We start from the raw sequence: 19,588 nt of genomic DNA on the forward strand, positions 1-19,588 counted from the left end.
CTGAGTAACGATCCAACCAGGAGTTGCTAAAGAGAGACCCCCCCTGATTTCTGTTCCACATAATCGTAGTGATGTTCTTTTTTCACTCTTAAGTGTGGATTCATCAACATGAGAACCACAATGAGAAGCCCGGCTCCGCCAATGATTCCAAATATCGTAAAGATGGAAACAAGACCTGTAGTCAGACCTACCAGGAAGACGGAGACAGGCATGGCGCACAGAACCATTACACTGATCAAGCTCGATGCTCTTCCCAAGATTTCCTTAGGCACCATCAAGGTAATCAACGTACTCATTTTGATATTGACGAATGCCGAGCCTATCCCATTCACGAATACACATATAACTTGCCAAACAAGCGGAATGCCAAACGCAAACATTCCGATTCCGATACTGAACAGACTAATGCCGCAGCAAATGTAAATAATCGCATCGTATCGATTCAAATAATTAATGCATAGGGACCCAAGCAAAATCCCGATAAAAAAGCTGATCTCAAGCATGGCCAATTCGGTAACATTGGTAACGACCAGTGGCAACAAAATCGCTTCTGGAGCCGTCAAAAAATTGAGGATGGTAAAATAAATCATGCAGTTTCGCAAAAAATCATGCTTTGTAATCGCATGGATTCCATCCTTCAAATCCGTCATGATCATCCTTGCTGTAAACTCACTGACAGTAGATAGGACAAGCTCCTTCTCGTTAATCCATAAAATAATCAGTGCACCTAACAAATAGGTGACGACATTCAAAATAAAAGCATATTCCATTCCAAACGCGATCAACCCCGCTGCCAATGCCGGAGCCGCCAAACTGACAACCGTTTGAATCATCTGCGATAAACTTTGGGCTTGCGTCATATACTGTTCGGGAACCAGTGTCCGTATCGCTACCGTGAGTGCAGGCCTGAAGAAGGCACTGACCGTGGTCAGCAAAACGGCAATGATGATCAGTACAGCAGGATGCAGCATGTCAAACAGGAACAACAGGACGATGCATAAAAGGAGCGCAGCTCTCAATAAATGCGAAACCACCATGATCCTCTTTTTATTTCCTCGATCAACAAAAACGCCCGCGAATAAACCGAATATGATCAATGGAATGGTCTCCGCTGCCAATAAAACCGACATTAACAAAGGACTTTCCGTCAAAACCTTCATTAGCCAAATAAGCGCTAATCGATACACTCCATCTCCCATATTCGAGACAAATTGCGAAAAGATTAAATAGCGATAACTTTTCAAGCCAAGCAACGCCCGAAAAGATACCTTTTCATTCACGCTTACTGGCTGTTCCATCTCGATAATCCACTCCCAATACGAACGGAATCAAATTTTTTGGGAAAGATGACTTCCGAGCCTGTCAGAAGCCATCTCTTGGGATCTGATCCTCTAGGTGTGGTACACATGCACTTCTTTATTCAGCTCACTCAACCATCTATACCCCAGTTCCAGCTTTTGATAGAAGTCAGGTTCTTCTTTCAACAATAAAATACCGAGGCTGGTCCCACTGTGTGCCACGACAGTACCTAACCCTCCAATTTTCTCGTTGATCTCCATGACTTCCGGCAATAATTTTTTAGGCAGAATTTTTTGATTCAAAATCGCACTTCGGGAAGACACGGCACCTATCGTGTGTACATCCCTTTCTCTGATCGCTTTCGAAATTTTTTGCAGCAGGAGACTGTATTCCATCTTTTCCTCATGGGTAAATGGTTTGGCTTGCTTGTTAAACTCAACCGTATCAATTGTTCCCCCCTCATCAATACTTACAATACACAAGGGCGGGAGCTCCCCAAGATATTCTCGGAGCTTGACCTCCTTATGGTAGTAAGCAACAGCTCCTTCATACATCACTCCGTCAGTCGGCTCTATCGTCGATAAAAACAACTCCAGTAAAGCAGGCTCCATTTTTATATGAAAACAATTTTCTACCGCTCTGGAGGCAGCCACCAAATCTGCTGATGAACTTGCCATGCCTTTTCCTACTGGGAGTTCCGAATTGATCTCCAAAATTCCGCCAGCTGGAAAGCCATAATGCTTGAGTATTTTTTCTACGAGTCTTTTCGATTTTTGCTTGGAACGAGGTACGATGACGATCTCTTGTAAGGTTGGAATCGAATAAAAAGTAGCATAGGATGCATTTTTAATAGGCAAAGTCACTAGAAAATCCCGATTATTTTCCCCGAGAATCCCCTGCAGAAGCTCCCCAAAAGTACCGTTAGCTGCTCCGATCCCTACGTCTGTTGTTTGAGGAAAATTACGAATGGAACTCGTCTTTATCATGCTCATAGAGGCCCCCCAATTAAATGGATATCGTTTCTGCAGGATGATAGTTCTTCATAAAATAATCAAAGAATTCTATTTTGTTAAATTGACTTTTATTCGTACTAATAAACACCCCCAGATTCTTTTCTGGCAGCAACCACATGAAGGAGTTATACCCGATTACCTCGCCTGCTTTCGCCAAAATATTTTCATGGACATAATCAGGATGGAATTTCGCAGTGAAGCCATACCCTGTATAAGCCCCTTGTGGGTGAGGCACCGCTTTACTGGCGAACATTTTGCCAATTGAATCTTCTTTTAGTACCCTTTCAGTCCCATAAGCGCCTTTGTTTAATAGCGTCAGCATCCATTTTGCCATATCGTCCCCAGTTGAGAGCAGGCTGCCATCAGGAGAGTCCGCAGGGCTAAAATCGTATCTTTGAATCGGATTATTTTCCAGATCATAGCCTGTTGCCAGCTTCGCCTCCAGCTCTGGCTGCAAAAGAAAACTGCTCCTTCTCATTTCGAGAGGCTTAAATAATTTCTCACTGACATAGCGATGGAAGGGAACGCCAGTCACTCTTTCTACTAAGTAACCTGCCAGCATAAAAGAGAAATTCTCATTGCAGTATTGTTCCCCAGGTTGATAAATAACTGTTGGCATATAGTGTTGAATGTATTCCCGCAAGGTTAGGGACTCACGCTCGCCGTAATGGTAGCTTTGGTCATTTCCCGTAAACGGATCGTCAAATCCTGCTGTGTAACTGAGTAAATGCTCAACCGTCAGTGGTCCTTCAACCTTTCTCGGTATTTCCATATCATCTAGATACGGCTGAATATCATCGTTCCATCCAATAACTCCCTGCTCCACGAGTTGGAGGATGGCAGCGACTGTGACAATTTTGGATATGGAACCTACCTTCATTACCGTATCATCCGCACTCATCCGCACTCTTTCGTTTCGATTCGCGTATCCATATGCTTTCTTTAGTTGCACTTGACCCTGATGGACGACAACAACGACGGCACCAGGAATATCATTCATCCTAGAAGCATCAAAAAATCCGTCTACCACTCCCTCGAAATCTACCGATTCTCCGGGGAGTCCGCGGTCAGTACTGTTGTGTATTTTCGTCAAGCAATGTTGAATGACTTCATATAAGCTCTCCTGAAGGCATGTCGCTAATCGTTCGATGGTTTCATTTTTATACTGGTTCTCACTGTAAGCCACCATAATGTGAAAACGGCCTTGTAACACCACGCACTCAATATCGATCTTGCATTCTCGGGACTGATCAAGACTCATAGATTCGCCACCAGAAAATGTCGACAATTGAATGTCGCCATCCTCTTCTTTTCGATCCAGATCAAACTGCCCCAAATAATTAAAGCTGACCTCAGGCATTATGCTGTTCTTCCGAGGATTTTCCGCCAAATATTTCAATATCCCGTAGTGAATCCCTTTGTGAGGGATCTGGCGCACATCCTTTTTCATTTTATGGATGATAGCAGACAGATTCTGCTCGTTGCCAACGTCTACAATCACGGGATATTCACTTGTAAACCAGCCTACTGTGCGGTTTATCTCCACATCAGGTAGAATCGATTCCCTGCCGTGCCCTTCCATATTGATGGCGAATCGATCGATATTCGCCCATTTTTTAAAGGCCACCCCGATCGCAGACAACAACAACTCATCAATTTCCGTGTGATAAGCGCGATTGGCCTGTTTCAACAATTCTCTGGTCTGTTGCTCATCCATCACGATTGTTTTTGTCCTGGTTTGCTTCCGAAGAGGTTTCCATTCAACGTAATCAGTTGGCAACGATTGAAGCTCCAGCTCCTCGATACGATTCCAATAGGCACGCTCGACCTCGATTCTATCGCTATGGGCATATTCGTTCAGTTTTTGCGCCCACAATTGGTAGGAATCGCTCTTAAGAGGCAGCGTCATCTCCTTGCCTTGAAGGAGCTGTAGATACGCTCGGTTGAAATCCTCGATTAGTATTCGCCACGATACCCCATCTACGAGCAAATGATGAACCGCCATCAGCAGATGATCGCCATCCTCGCATTGGAATAGCCCTAACCGAATAAGTGGACCATCAAAAATATGAAGATGGGATTGTATTGCGGTGCATTGTGCATCCAACACTTGCTGTACATTTGCCTCGGTTATATTTCGATAGTCCCACACTTCCAGACTGTACATGCCGTCGCTTTCGCTGACCCCTCGGTTATAGGCTTGATAGCCCGTCTCCGTTTCTCGGAATACCATTCGTAGTGCATCATGGTGTTGCAGGAGCTTTTCCATTCCTTTGCGAACCAGCCTCTCATCAAACCGGTCTTTTCGATAGAGCATAAAAGATTGGTTATAGTGATGGGGATGCTGATTGTGCTCCTGAAAAAACCAATGCTGAATCGGGGTCAGCTGTACAGCACCTTCGATATCCCGCTGATCAATTTTTTGTTTCATCGGTTTCAGTCTTGTACCCAGTTCTGCAATAGTTGGAGATTTAAACAGATCTCTGATCTCCATCTTGTATCCCAAGGATGATAATTGAGAGGCAACTTGTATGGACTTAATAGAGTCCCCGCCAAGCTCAAAGAAATTATCCGATATCCCAACCTGCTTCTCACGCAAAACGTCTTGCCATACTGATACCAATGTCTTTTCGATCTCTGTTTGGGGTTCAACGAATTGCCTATCGCTACGCAGCGTTATGTTGAGTTCTGTTAACGCTTTTCGATCAATCTTTCCATTTGGGGTCACTGGTATTTCATCTAGCTGAACGAAATAAGAAGGTACCATGTACGCCGGCAACGTTTTTCGTAGCGCCTCTCTCACCATGCTTACTTCCAGCTCTTGCGCAGCCACACAAAAGGCAACCAGCCTCTTTTGACCTAATTCATCCTCTTTTGGGATAACGACAGCTTCTCGAATATCGCTTGTTTTTAACAATTCCGCTTCGATTTCTTCCAATTCGATGCGATTGCCACGTATCTTGACTTGATTATCGAATCGCCCTAAAAATTCGATGTTTCCGCTGGGGAGCCATCTAGCCATATCCCCTGTCTTATACATTTTTTCCCCCGTACAAAACGGATTCTGAACAAATTTTTCATTCGTCAAATCTGGTTGCTTGAAATATCCCCTTCCTACTCCCCGTCCACCGATATACAGTTCGCCAGGAATCCCCACAGGCACTGCATTGCCGTTCGCATCCAAAATATACATGTTCACTCCTGGCAGCGGCTTGCCAATCGGCAAAAACTTGTAATCTTGCTGTGTCTCTTTCTCGTAATAGGAAGCATCAATGGTTGCCTCCGTCACGCCATAGCTATTAATAATGCGCATGGTGTGACCGTACCTGTCTACAAGGTTGTGGAATACATGCAACGGACATTGATCCGATCCAAGAATGAGTATTTTCATAAAATCCATGTTGAGGCCCTTCTCATAAATATCGTTCATGAGAGGGATCAGAAGGACCGGAGTAGATTCAAACAGGTTGATTTCGTGCTTTTCCATCAGCTGATAAATCCGTTCCAAATCAATTCTTGCGTCCGCTGGGCAAATGACCAGCTTTCCGCCGTATAACAAGCTCCTTATATAATCTCCAGTAAAAACATCAAAAGCAAAACTCGCCCATTGCAAGCATCGGACCGGGAATTCGTCCAGCTTGTATTCTTGCTTCCATGCCTGTGCAAGCGCTTGAAGCTGTTGGTGCTCGATCATGACTCCCTTCGGCTTTCCCGTTGTACCTGATGTATAAATCACATAGGCTAGCTGATCGAACTGTATGGATAATCCCAAATTTGTATGCTCATGATGATAGGATTCATGGTCATCGAGTACGATTATTTTTTTGTCAAAATCGACTTTCTCTCTTAATGCTTGATGCAGTAGTAAAACTTCCGCTCCCGAATGCTCTAGCATATATCGAATCCGTTCTTCCGGATAATCAGGATCAATCGGAATGTAGGCTCCACCTGCTTTTAAAATCGCCAATACACCGACAATCATCTCAATCGATCTCTCAGCCATGATGCCTACCAATTGATCGGCGCAGACACCCTCCGCTACCAATGTTCGCGCCAGTTGATTCGCTCGTTTATTCAGTGCGGAATAGGACAGTTCTTGCTCTTCAAAAACGACAGCAATGCGATCTGGAGTTCTCGCACTTTGCTCTTCGAACAGTTCAATGATCGTTTTATTTTCATCCCCATTGGTAAAATGCACGTCTATAAATTTGCTTACCGTAGCCTGTTTTTCTTCCACGGACAATAACTCTATCTGTTTGAGAAAAATAGTTGGCTGATTCACTACTTGTTCGATGATAGTATGCAAATATCCAAGCATCCGTTGAACAGTTTCTGGCTGAAATAAATCTGTCCGATATTCAACGCTAAGACTCGCCCCATCTTCTTGATCCAGGCATACAAGCGACAAATCAAAGTTCGTCATGGAATTATAGGATTCGACTGCCTTCATTTCCAGGCCACTTATTTTTCCGTCTTCCTCTAACTTTTCAATATATTGGAACATAAAAGAAAAAATAGGGTTGCGGCTCACATCTCGCTCAGGGTTAATTTTCTCGACCAATTTATCGAATGGATATTCATTGTGCGCGTATGACTCCAGCGCCAGTTGTCTGCAAGCCTGAAGCGCTTCAACAAAAGTGTGCTTCATATTCACTTCAAGCCTTAAAGGAAGGGTGTTCACAAAAAATCCGATGACTTCTTCGATATCCATGTTGTTTCTTCCCGCTTCCGGAGTACCGATGATAATATCCTGTTGATTCGTCAGCTTGGACAGCCAAATGCCGACAACGGATAAAGTCACCATAAACATGGATGCATCATACTGCTGAGCAATCTCCCGCATACGACCGAAGATATTTTCTGGAAGATGATAAGATTCCACTGCCGAGAAAAATGTTTGGACGGGCTGACGCTGATAGTCTGTAGGCAAGTCCAATACAGGAATTTCTTTTTGGAACGTCTTCAACCAGTACGCTTCTGATTCTGCCAGCTCTCCGTGATTGATAGCATGGTTTTGCCAGACTGCATAATCTTTATACTGAATGTGCAGAGCAGGTAATACAGGATCGATCCCTTGCTGCAAGGATTCGTAAATCTGACTGAAATCCTTCAGTAAGATCCCCCATGACCACTGATCACTGATCATGTGGTGCATGTTCAGCAGCAATGTATATTTTTCTTCGGCCACCTTACATAACTTCACGCGAAACAGTGCATCGCTCTCCAGGTCAAAGTACGTCTCCGACTCTTGTTGCATGATCAGTTGAATGGCTTCTTGCTTCGCGGCTTCTGACTGCTTGGAAACGTCAACAAATGAATAAGTAAAATCATGATTCCGCAGCACCTGTTGCACCGGATGTCCGTCTTTTACCAGGAATTTCGTTCGCAGAACTTCATGCCTTTGAACCAAGAGCGAAAATGCCTTATGCAGGATACGCTCCTTCAAGGGTCCCGTTATATGGTAAATCGTCGGCATATTATATGCCGTACTTTGAGGCTCCAGCTGCTGAATAAAAAATAATCTCCGCTGCGCATGTGAAACCGGGTAGTAATCCTTCTCCTCTGCCTTGTGAATCGTCGTTCTCTCCTGACTGGTATGGAGCTGACCACTTGCTGACTCTTCCCTGTTAGCCAGTAAGGAGGATAACTCTCGAATCGTTCGATGCTCGAACAAATCCTTGATCGTAGCTTCAATGCCCAACTCTTTTTTCATTCGCAAGCGAACCTGAATGGTTTTCATAGAATGTCCGCCAAGTTGAAAAAAATCATCATCGATCCCCATGTCATCTATGCTGAGCACTGTACTCCAGATCGCTGCCAGCCTTCGTTCCAAATCGTTACGAGGTGCGACGTATGCTTCATTCTTGGTTTGAACCGTATCCACTGCTGGCAATGCTTTTTTATCTACTTTTCCGTTTCGATTAAGAGGCATCGCATCGAGAATCATGATACGCTCTGGAATCATATATTCCGGCAGAATCGTTTTGAGATATTGCTGGAACTCCTGTTCATCCTGTTTTTCATGCAGGACAACATATGAGACGATTCGATTGTCTCCATTCCCATCCTCGCTTACGACCGCGACACATTGTCTAACGCTCTCATGACGTAAAAGGGCGCTTTCTATCTCGCCAAGCTCAATGCGATGTCCGCGTACTTTTACCTGGAAATCGGCACGCGTCACGAATACAAGTCTCCCACTTGGCAAATAACGTCCCAAATCGCCTGTTTTATAAAGTCTTTCTTTTTTCTCTTTCAAAAAGGGATTCTCTGAAAATGCATGCTCGGTACGCTCGGGATCATTTACGTATCCCCGCCCTACTCCCATCCCGGAAATGTAGATTTCTCCTACACAACCAGTGGGAACCGGACGCATCCATTTGTCCAGCAAATAGTGCTTCATATGGTCGATGGAGTTGCCCAACGCAACATACGGATAATCATCATGCTGATAAGAACGATCAATGATTTCATGCATCGTATCATCCGAACATTCTGTCGCTCCATATGTGTTCACTACAATGCCTTCAGGGTACAAGGTCTGCCACTTTTTACACAGTGTTACCGGCAGTCCCTCACCAGTAGAGATCATATATTGCAAGTGTGGCAAGGCTTGTTGTTCCGGAGAGAGAACCAGCGCAGTGTTGTGCACGGCTTCAATCATTGCTGGAACCATTTGAATCACCGTTACCTTGTCACGGCTTATGGAATGAAACAATAACTCCGGGTCGGTTGCTGTCTCGTTGTTATAAATCACCACTTTCCCCCCTACCATCAGGGGAGCCAGGAATTGCCACACCGATATATCGAAGCAATGGGAAGCATTCTGTACAACAATACTGTCTTGATTCAGGCCGAGCACATCGATTTTTGCAAATAGGTGATTCAACATTCCTCTGTGCTCAATCATTGCTCCTTTTGGTATACCGGTAGAGCCCGAAGTAAAAAAGACATTTGCCAAATCATCATAGGCATTAATGATCTCAGGATTATTCGTATCCGCTGTTTGCAAAGAAGTCTTATCCGGACTTACGCCGTTGCCCTCGTTCAAGCAAAACACGATTGGTCTTTGCGCTACTTCCGTTGCCAATGTCATGCTGCGTGACTGATAATTCGCCTCGGTCAGTATGACTTTCGCCTTGCTATTTTCCATAATCGTAACCAATCGTTGATCAGGGTGAGCGGTATCTAGCGGAACATAGCATCCCCCTGCTTTTAGAACGGCCAGAATGCCAACCAACATATCGATGCTTCTCTCTAAAAAGATGGCAGCCAGATCATTTCTACCAAATCCTTCTTTGCGGAGCCAATGAGCCAAACGATTGGAAGTTTCATTCAATTCTCTGTAGGTAATAGAGTGGTTCATATAGACAGCAGCGACAGCATCAGGATTGCGCTTAACCTGTTCTTCTATGATTTGCTGAGCCAGTTGATCCATGTTTCGATGTGACTTCGCAAAATTGCCCATCACGTTCGTCATCATGTTTTGCTCTTCATCCGTCACGGCATTCAGATCGCTGATTTTCATTTCGAAATCCGAGCAAACCTGCTCAAGTATACGGATGTAATGGGACTGTAGCCTTTCCAGATCGCGCTCGGCAGAAGCATGGGGATGAATGAATTGAATCTGTATGGACTGGCCAACCCTCACCATTATTTCAAGCGCGGGAAGGCCACCTCGATAAAGGACGAGCGATTCATAATCATCTCCTACACCACTCACTACCGTCACTATTGTTCCGATGAAAGGATGATCTTCCGGGACTCCAGCATAGTTACGAATCATCTCTTGTGTAATGAATTGATTTTGTTGCAATTCTTCCCAGCTTACCTGAACGATCTTTACAAAATCACATACGTTTTGATTCGCATGTAATGTCAGGAAGACTGGCAAGCTGTGAGCCAATGGCCCAACAATGGTATCTGCCCCTTCCAGTGACTCAGGTCTCCCGGAGACGGTAACACCAGTCGCCACCTTTTCATCCCCACTATACATATTTAATAACAGCAGCCAAGCAGCCTGAAAGACAGCTTCAATCGAAACACCTTGTTTGAATGCCATGCTCTTGATTGTTTGGGATAATAGTTCGGAAAGTACAGCATGGCAGCTGGTCTGCTGATTCGCTTCCTTTTGTGCGCCCTGTACTGGATAAAATATGGACTCGTTATCATTGTGATTGATTTTATCTATCCAATAGCTTTTCGTTCTGGAGCCATCTTGGCTTGACTCCCAGATAAAATAGTCTTTGAATGATGTTCGCTGATGATTAGATGAATGATTGCCCTTTGCTCTCTTTAGCCATTCCTCCAGAAGAAGGCCGCGACTGACATCGTCCATACACAATGCATGATTGGTCCAAATGATAACCGTTTGATTTTCCTCCATCTGCATCACAGATAGTCGGATCAATAGACCTTCCTCAAAGGCAATAGGCTCCTGATGGGATGCAATCTCAGAAAGATACCTTTGCTCTTGTTGTTCAGGAGATAATCCTCGCAGGTCGTGCCAGTCGATAGAAATCGGGAATTGCTTTAAAACCACTTGTACATGTTTATTTTTTAGTTTACGAAAAACCGTTCGCATTAGCGGCGTCTCACTGACTATTTCATTCCACGCTTCTTGAGCTCTTTCCCGTTCGATAGGCTGTTTGATCAGATAGCGCACCGTTGTCATCATGTCTTGGTGTAACAATTGCTTCTGCACCATCGAAAGCTCAATTACTTCCCCTACATTTTCTTTTGTTAAATGCTGCAAGCCCGTGCACCTCTTTCGCTAAAGGAATAGTTGCTCATAATCATCATTTGAAAGAAATTGGCTGTTTAGATGACTGACAAGTTCACGGATTCGTTGATGCGGCTGGGCTATCACACTTTGCAATACGTATTCATATTGGGATAACATGTTTTGCGCGGTCTCCCTCTTGAACACATTTGCATGATAGGTAATGGTTCCATGCAGTTGACCTTGTGACTCGTGGATGCGGAATTGAAAATCTATCGTGGAGTGTGGTTCTTCCTCGTTCATTTCAAACAAAATTTGCGGCTCAGGTTGTCCATGCAGCAACGATTCCAAGCCGTCTTTATATTGATAGGCTTCTTTTACCTTGCGCTGTACTTGCAGAACTAGCTCGGAAAAAAGTGGATTTCCTGATAGATCCGTTCGTAGCAATATGAAAGAAATTCCTTGTAGCTGATCACAACCCGCCCGAAATGCCAGGGCCATATCCTCCTTCTGGCTTTCAGCATGCAAGAGGACCAAAAATGTACTCATGAAAATCTCAAACGAAGAGCAGTCCCAAGATTGAGCCAGACGGGATATTTGAGTCGACAGCACCCCTGTTATTTCAAACTTCTCCCGTTCAAACACAGTTGAATCGCTAGAAAGACCGCTTCCTTCCTCCGGCAATATTTGAAAGGATGGAAAATTGGCAAAGTTCTTCGTCCAGTAGTCTTTTATTGCTTGGCTTTTTAGCATCAGAATATTTTCGCTATCATTTTTCAAAAGAAACAGACTGGCAGCTTCAAAATCGGCAATCCATTTGACGACCGTTTCTTCATTCAAAATATCCGCATTGTATTCAAATCCTGCCAATATGTCCTGTTGGTTGTCCTTTTCAACCACAAAACATAAATCATACTGGGATATATTTTTATGAATAGGATAAGAACTGATTGTTAAGCCATTGCTTTGAAACGTATTTTGGGCATTGCCCACAAAATAGGCCCCCTCTTGCTTAATCGCTTTTTGATGGACAAAAGCGGTTGAAAAAAAAGACGAATATTTTTTATCGCGATCATAATCCAGCTCTCCTGCTATCAGAGAAAATGGGTAGTTTTGATACTGGGAGCATAATGACAGCTCTTCTTGAACAAGTCGGGCTAACGCTTTAAATGAACAATTCTTCGGGATCTTGATTCGGAGTGGCAGCATTACAAGACATGGTCCCATGATAGAATAAAACTCCTTTTGCGGCCTGCCAAATCTAGGTACACCGATAGTAATGTCATCTTGGCCTGAAATACGAGAAAGAAAAGCAAGGAAGAGAGACAAATAAATAACATCCGATTGATAGTGATGATTTTTACGGTAAGCGATCATCTCATCGCGAAGCTCGTGTTTGCACGTAAAGAAAGAAATCCCGCCTTTAAATGACGGAGTACTGGGACGAGTTTTATCCATCGGCAACTCTAGCCTCTTTAGAGGTCCGCCCAGCTTCTTTTTCCAAAAAGCTCTCGCTTCCTCTCCTTCTTGGCTGGCTAAATAATTCAGTTCCCACTCAACAAAATCCGCATAATGATGTGTGGACGGTTGTATCACAAGCTCTTGATCTGCTATCAACTGTTGATAGATCATCGTAAATTCATCGAGCATGAGCGAAACACTCCACCCATCTGAGCAGATGTGGTGGTACTTAAAGCTTAGAATGCTGCCCATTTCTTTATAATCCAGCAATCTGCAACTGAATAACGGCCCCTCGTCCAACTGAAACGACTTGCTCAGTTCCTGATTCAGATATGCTCGAATCGTCACATCGTCCCAGTCATCAGAAGCCACATGCTCAAAATCCAATACAGGCTCGCTGTAGACTTTTTGTATGGGCTCGTCTTCTAACACAAAAATGGACCGATTGATTTCATGACGCTTCACGATCTCGGTAAGCGTACGTATTGTCATCGTTACATCTAGTCGCTGTTCGAATCTGAAAAGAAACTGCTCATGATAAAAAGCACTTGTCGGGTGTACCAAATAGTGAATAAAGTAATCCTTTTGTGTTTCAGACAGAGCGATTGTTTTGATAAAGGTTCTCTGCTTCATTCATGATCACCCCGATACTTTACTGCGTAATGGTTGGGCATGCGGCTTTCACCAGCATGCCCGACAAGCAATCAAGCCGTTAGCTGAACAGTTCATTGAAATCGTATTCTTCCGCCAATTTCAATTGAGATAAACGCTGCCTTGGATTTTCAGTCATTTGGCATAGGATGTGCTCGATTTGACTCATAAACGTATCCACGGCATTCCTGCTAAATACATCCGCATTATATTGTGCAGTAAATGTGAGCTGGTCATGATTCGTGGACAAAAATAACATCATATCCAATTGATCATCTTTTATAAAATGGCTGCCTTCATATGTTTTGACCATCGTTTCATCCAGGAAACGACTTAACGGACAATACCTGTAGATAATGCCGTTTGATTCAGTTAGATTGTTCGAGGCTTGTTGTCCAATAAAAACAACGGAATACAAATTCTTCTTCAGGCCCTTGGCGGCTAGTTGGTCCTCTACGACCAAATTGTACGGATACTCTTGATTCTCATACGCCGCATACGCCGTTTCTCTCGTTCTCTTCAACATTTCCAAAACGGTTGGGTTGCCGGACAAATCTGTGCGCATGGCGACGGGATTGATAAGAGGACCAATAATTCCTTCGAGGTCCGCCTGGGTACGACCAGATAAAGTAGATCCGACAGTAATGATCGTTTGGTCCGTGATGAGCGAAAGCCAAATGTTTATCGCCGTAAGCATGGTCGTATAAACGGTGCCGCCTGCCATTCGAGTCAATTCAGAAAGCGACTGTGCTGTCTTTGGTTCAATGGGAAGCGACGTTACATTTGAAATCTGGTTGTCGCGCGTGAATGGATGTGCATCTCGCGGTATGAGCGGTGCATCGACATTTTGATGCAGCTGTTTTAACCAATAGTCCCGCTGCCGATTCAATTCTCCATTTTGTAACCGCGCTTGCTGCCACAAGGTGTAATCAATATAATCCAGCGGTTTAGAAAACGGACGATGCCTCCCGCTACTTTCTTGTTGATACACGTCCGCCAAATCATTCATAAACACATCTAACGACCAGCCATCAAATCCAATATGATGAGTGCCCAAGAGGAAGAAGTGCTTCGTTGGTGCGACTCGATATAGCCTCATCCGAAAGAAAGACTCTCGGGAAAAATCAAATGGCTTGTACAAGTCAGATTCCAAATCCATTTTGATGCGTTGCTCGCCTTCCGTAACAGATAAGGAAGACAAGTCCACATACTCGTTGTCCGCCTTCAGGTCATCATGCACTTTTTGATACAATTGCCCTTCCTTTTCTATGATGGTCGTACGCATAATTCTGTGCCGTTCAAACATGAGACCCATAGATTTGTGCAGGACATGACTATCAACGGGGCCCTCAACTTCAAAGAGGTACACCCCTCCCACCACTTCCTGGTCACTGAATTTTGCATGGAACCATTGCCTTCTTTGGCCGTGGGATACTTCAAATAATGACTGACCCGGCTGATCCTCTACTCGTGAAACTTCATGAATACGGGTGTTCGACTCGCTCCCTTGCTTGATCTCAGCTATCCGGGCTGCTAGAGCTTCGATCGTCGTAAACTCAAATATGGTTCGCAAGGGGATGTCCATTCCCAGAACCGCTCTCATACGGGATATCACTTGGGTAGCCAATAAGGAATGCCCACCTATATCAAAGAAGGAGTCCTTGATGCTAATCTGATTCAGCTGCAAGATATCGCACCAGATGGAGTGGATAAGCTCTTCAGGAATCGTACGTGGTGCAGCGATGGAGGAGTCGGATGGTTTCATCACGGGCAATTCCAGTGCATTGCGATTAATTTTTCCGCTCGTTGTTTTCGGGATGCTGTCCAGCTTCGTGAAATAGGTCGGAATCATATAAGCAGGCAATTGCCCCTTCAGGAATGTACGCCATTCGTTTACATTCCCTTCGCCCACGATATACGCAGCCAGCTCTGTAGATCCCCTGTCGTTTTGAACGGAAATGACGGCTGCTTCACGAATGGACGGAAGTCTGCTCAATGTCGACTCAATCTCCCCTAGTTCAACCCGGATGCCTCTTATCTTGATTTGATTATCTTGTCTGCCAACAAATTTGATATTTCCGGAAGGCAAGTAATATCCTTTGTCTCCGGTTCGATACATTCTTTCCCCTGCTACAAATGGATTCTCTATGAAAGCTTCCTTGGTTTTTTCAGGATTGTATAAATAACCTCTTGCCAGTCCCAGACCACCGATATACAGGTCGCCTATGACACCAATCGGAACCGGGTTCAAATTTTTGTCCAGAATGTATATTCTGTTGTTGTCAATCGGCTTTCCTACACTGACACAATCCTTTCCAAACGCGTCCTCGGGCGAGCAGGTATAAATGGTAGAGTCAATTGAGACCTCTGTTGCCCCCCACGTATTATGGAGCTTGGCGTTCAATTTCCGGTAGAACTTGCCTACTGTTTCCGGTAATAGCGCTTCTCCACTGGAGATGACATTTTTTAATGTCCCCAATTTTGCTGCATCATCAGGTGTAAGGGCATCGACAAACATGTTGAGCATGCTCGGCACAAATTGAATGCATGCCACTTGATACTGAATAGCCGCCTGAATAATTGCCTCTGGATCTCGATGCAACCACGGCTCCATCAGTGAGATCCGACCGCCTACAGACAATGGCCAGAAAAACTCAACAGCTGCATCATCGAATGTCAGTGTTGTTTTTTGCAGGACGGACTCCCCTTGCTCCAAGCCATGCTGGCGCTGCATCCATAGCATTCGATTAACCCATCCGATATGGAGGTTTTCAACCCCTTTCGGAATGCCCGTCGATCCTGATGTGTAATAAATCGAAACCAAATCCGTCGGTTTTACGGTTTGCTCCGGCAATCCCTCAGGCATGCTTGCTATCTTTTCCTTGTCTGCCTCTAGCTCTATGCATTGAACATGCGTCGCTTGCTCGAACAGATGCCTGAATTCCTGTTCTGTTATGCAAATATTCGTTTTTGAGCTTTCCAGCAAATGAGCCATCCTTGCTTCCGGCAGCTCGGTATCTAAGGGAATAAATGCTCCGCCTGCCTTTACGATGCCGAGAATCGATATGACAAGTTCAAGGGAACGATTCATGCATAGCCCGACAGGTGTATTGGGTCGAACGCCCAGCGTAATCAAATAATGCGCCAGCTGGTTAGAACGCCTGTCCAGTTCCTGATAGGTTATCGTTTCACTGCCCATTTCGGCAGCGATTCGATCCGGGGTCTTTCTTGCCTGTTCGATGAACAAATCATGCAAGCATGTATTCTCGGGAACGGTTGCTTCTGTCCGATTCCAATCCCATACGATTTTGTGACGCTCATCCTTGGGTAACAATTCGAGCGATGCAATCGGAGCGTCCGGTGCATTCACCAGTTCTTGCAGCCAATTTTCGAAATGAACAGCCATTCTTCCCATGGTTGCTTGGTCAAATAAATCCGTGTTATAAATCATGTTCATGATCAGACCAGCTTCAGACTCACCCATGGATAACTCAATATCAAATTTTGATACGTTATGACGAACGGGCATGATTTCCAACGCTCCGGCAGACGATTGGTAAACATTCGATGACAATTCAGCCCACGTGAACATGGTCTGAAAAACCGGGGAGTAGCTGGTATTGCGTTCAAGCTGAAGCGTCTCTACGATTTTTTCAAAGGGGACATCTTGGTTTTCCTGTGCCAGAAGCGCTTTTTCTTTTACGCGAGCAAGCAGTTGTTTAAAGGTAGGACCGTCTTGAAAACTTGCCCGATATACGAGCGTGTTCACGAAGAATCCAATTAATCCCTCGATTTCTTTTCCATTTCGATTCGCTACAGGGCTCCCCACCAAAATATCCGACTGTCCGGTATATCTGGATAAAAAGCTTTGATAAGCTGCCAACATGGTCATAAATAAAGTCGCATTTTCTTGCCGGCTTACGGTTTTCAATTTCTCAAGCAACGTCGATGGCAGCATGGTCTTATACATACTTCCTGCATAACCTTGAATCGCAGGTCTAGGCCGATCAATCGGCAATTGCAAGACGGGAAGCTCTCCAGACAGTTCCGCTTTCCAATAATCTAGCTGTACACCTATCGCATCGTCCGTCAGCCATTCACGCTGCCACACAGCGAAATCGGCATATTGAATCGGTAGGGCAGCAAGCTCCGCACGACTTCCACTCTGTGCCTCCTCATAGAAGGCCAGCCATTCTTTCAATAAAATTTCCTCAGACCATCCGTCCGTAATGATATGGTGCATGGTACACAGCAGAACGGACTCTTCTTCCCCTAATGCAATCCATCTTGCCTGAATCAAGGGGCCTCGATGCAAATCAAACCTTATGCTTGCTTCCTGCTCAATAAAGTCGTTGAGTTGCTCTTCTTGCGAGGCCTTGGTTCGTTCTCTCAGATCGATGACAGGCAAAGGTGTAAACTGATACGGTTGGACAGCTTGGAAAGGTTGACCATTTTCATTTGGAAAAACTGTACGCAATATTTCATGGCGCGAAAGCAGCGCATTCCATCCTTTTTCCAGCGCACTTGCATTCCACGGTCCAGTCAAACGCCAAATATGAGGAACGTTGTAAGCTGTACTATCCGGTTCCAATTGATGCAAAAACCATAGGCGCTGCTGTGCATGAGATAATGGGAACTTTTCTGTATGCGGCGCTTTCGTAATCGTTGGTATCCGCTCTCTTTTTCCATTCTGACTGAGCTCCATTATTCTTGTATGTAAACTCGCGATCGTCGGACATTCAAACAAGATTCGCAACGGTATAGACAGCTGGAAAGCGTCCTCCAGGCGGGATATGAGCTGTGTCGCAAGCAGAGAGTGACCGCCTAAATCAAAAAAGGAGGAGTGGATACTAATTCGTTCCACTTTTAAAGTCTCACTCCAAATGGACGCTATCCGACTCTCTGTCGCGGTACGTGGTGCGACAAATTCCTCCTCCATCATGACGGTTTCTGGCAATGGCAACGCCTTTCGGTCCACTTTTCCTTGCGTGGTAAGCGGAAATGCTTCCATTTTCACAAAATAGGACGGAACCATAAAAGGAGGCAATTGCGTACTCGCATACTTTTTCCACTGTTCGACATCTCCATCTCCAGCCATATAGGCGATGAGCCTTTTATCGTCAGCTCCATACTCCTGTGCAATGACGATGGCTTCCCTGACGTCTTCCGGCTGATTCAAGACGGTCTCAATCTCGCCCAGTTCGATACGGTACCCTCTTATTTTTACTTGGTTGTCTTTTCGACCAATAAATTCAAGTCCTCGATCAGGCACATATTTCACCATGTCACCCGTCTTGTATAAAATGGCTTCCGGGTCTGGATCAAAGGGATGTTTAATAAATTTCTCTTGATTAATCTCGGGTCGATTCCAATATCCCAGAGCCAGTCCCTTGCCACCCACGTACATTTCCCCTACGAGACCAACAGGCACAAGCTTTTGCTTGTCGTTTAAGATATACACTTCTGTGTCATTGATAGGGCGACCGATCGAAACGGAGTGTTGGATGGCGCTTCTATCTGTTACTGGATAAAAGGTGGCAAATGTCGTGGTTTCCGTAGGACCATAGCAATTGATCAATAACGTATCAGACAAGTTGTCTACTACCTTTTGAGCGTGCTTGGGGGACATAATATCCCCACCCACCAGCAATTGACGTAACCCTTTTACATCCTCCAGATGGAAATCAATCAGTTGGTGAAAGACTCCTGCTGTTAGCAGTAACGTACTGACTCGATAATCACGCAATACCTGCCCCATCTCGCCAAGATCAAGCTCTTTGTATGGAAAAACAACGAGCTTCGCTCCATTTAACAAGCTGCCCCATACCTCGAAGGTGGATGCATCAAATGAAATCGACGCCATATGCAGCATGGTTTCTTCCGCCGTAAGCGATACATAGGATACATGTTTAACGAGCCGGATCACGCCGCGATGAGGAATGAGTACCCCTTTCGGATTTCCTGTCGAGCCGGAAGTATACATCAAATACGCAAGGCTTTCTGGAGTTGCATGCTGCTCCAAATTCGCAGCTGATTCCATGCTGATCGCCAGTTGGTCACGCTCAGGGCATACGACCTTCAAGCCTTCTGGCAGCCGCGATACCAAGCTTTCTTGTGCGAGTACTATCGTAATGCCTGCGTCTTGCAGCATATAATGGACTCGCTGCAGAGGGTAGGCAGGATCAAGCGGGACATAAGCCCCGCCAGCCTTTAAAATCGCTACCATACTGATGATCATTTCGAACGAACGATCCATATACAAGCCGACCTTGCTATCCGTCCCTACCCCACACTTTTTCAAATAATTAGCCAGCCTGTTGGCCCTGCTATTCAGCTCTTGATAAGTGAGTGAGGCATCCTTCCATAGCAAAGCAATGTTGTCAGGATGAAGCTCAACCTGTTCCTCAAAGAATGCAGTGATGGAATTGTTCATACAGCCCCT

At 44.9% G+C, this 19,588-nt stretch carries 5 protein-coding genes; all 5 read right to left on the reverse strand.

Annotated elements, in window-relative coordinates; translation table 11 throughout:
* Positions 1-26 precede the first annotated feature (26 nt).
* The 5 genes from FB479_RS22445 to FB479_RS22465 all read right to left on the reverse strand — a co-directional run bounded on the left by FB479_RS22445 (position 27) and on the right by FB479_RS22465 (position 19,579).
* On the reverse strand, positions 27-1,298 hold the full coding sequence (locus FB479_RS22445; protein ID WP_142066768.1) for an MFS transporter: 1,272 nt from the start codon (positions 1,296-1,298) through the stop codon (positions 27-29).
* A 93-nt stretch (positions 1,299-1,391) separates the two neighbouring features.
* The gene (locus FB479_RS22450) at positions 1,392-2,285 is read right to left on the reverse strand and encodes a GHMP family kinase ATP-binding protein (protein ID WP_255438530.1); all 894 of its coding nucleotides are present in this window, start codon (positions 2,283-2,285) and stop codon (positions 1,392-1,394) included.
* Between the two features lie 19 nt (positions 2,286-2,304).
* Positions 2,305-11,067: a non-ribosomal peptide synthetase gene (locus tag FB479_RS22455; RefSeq protein WP_142066770.1), complete on the reverse strand. Its 8,763-nt coding sequence runs from the start codon at positions 11,065-11,067 to the stop codon at positions 2,305-2,307.
* Between the two features lie 18 nt (positions 11,068-11,085).
* Positions 11,086-13,128 carry a condensation domain-containing protein gene (locus tag FB479_RS22460; RefSeq protein WP_142066771.1) on the reverse strand — a complete coding sequence of 681 codons (2,043 nt, stop codon included), beginning with the start codon at positions 13,126-13,128 and terminating at the stop codon, positions 11,086-11,088.
* Between the two features lie 79 nt (positions 13,129-13,207).
* Positions 13,208-19,579 carry a non-ribosomal peptide synthetase gene (locus FB479_RS22465; RefSeq protein WP_142066772.1) on the reverse strand — a complete coding sequence of 2,124 codons (6,372 nt, stop codon included), beginning with the start codon at positions 19,577-19,579 and terminating at the stop codon, positions 13,208-13,210.
* Between the last annotated feature and the right edge of the window lie 9 nt (positions 19,580-19,588).

Source organism: Brevibacillus sp. AG162, assembly GCF_006715575.1.
GTDB lineage: Bacteria > Bacillota > Bacilli > Brevibacillales > Brevibacillaceae > Brevibacillus > Brevibacillus brevis.

Excerpts from the sequence above, each read along its gene's own strand:
- FB479_RS22445 (WP_142066768.1), bottom strand. The coding sequence starts at position 1,298 with ATGGAACAGCCAGTAAGCGTGAATGAAAAGGTATCTTTTCGGGCGTTG.
- FB479_RS22465 (WP_142066772.1), bottom strand. The coding sequence starts at position 19,579 with ATGAACAATTCCATCACTGCATTCTTTGAGGAACAGGTTGAGCTTCAT.
- FB479_RS22450 (WP_255438530.1), bottom strand. The coding sequence starts at position 2,285 with ATGATAAAGACGAGTTCCATTCGTAATTTTCCTCAAACAACAGACGTA.
- FB479_RS22460 (WP_142066771.1), bottom strand. The coding sequence starts at position 13,128 with ATGAAGCAGAGAACCTTTATCAAAACAATCGCTCTGTCTGAAACACAA.